We start from the raw sequence: 299 nt of genomic DNA on the forward strand, positions 1-299 counted from the left end.
GATCGGCCAGTACGAACTCCGACCAGTCCTGATAGAGTTTACCGAAGAACATCAGGCGCAAGCGATCACACAGGCCCATGATGGTCAGGCTGAACAAGCGGTCATCCAGGGTCGGGCACCACTCACGGAAATGCCGAGACTCGGAAAACTGTTCGCTCAGCAGCGGCAGCCACTCGGTCTTCTTGCCTTTGGGCTGGTCGATGGCATGCCCCAGGCATTGCAGGATTTCGGCCTTGAGCAATACGTCGAACAGTTCTTCTATTAATAACGGAAATTCCTCATCGATCCAGCCCAATTCC

Annotated in this window: 1 pseudogene; it reads right to left on the bottom strand. The window is 54.5% G+C overall.

From position 1 onward, the window contains the following. Window positions 1-299, bottom strand: a pseudogene (locus BK665_RS33865) (VRR-NUC domain-containing protein); the annotation flags it as partial.

This window comes from Pseudomonas frederiksbergensis, from assembly GCF_003732665.1.
In the GTDB taxonomy this organism is placed as follows: Bacteria; Pseudomonadota; Gammaproteobacteria; order Pseudomonadales; family Pseudomonadaceae; genus Aquipseudomonas; species Aquipseudomonas frederiksbergensis_G.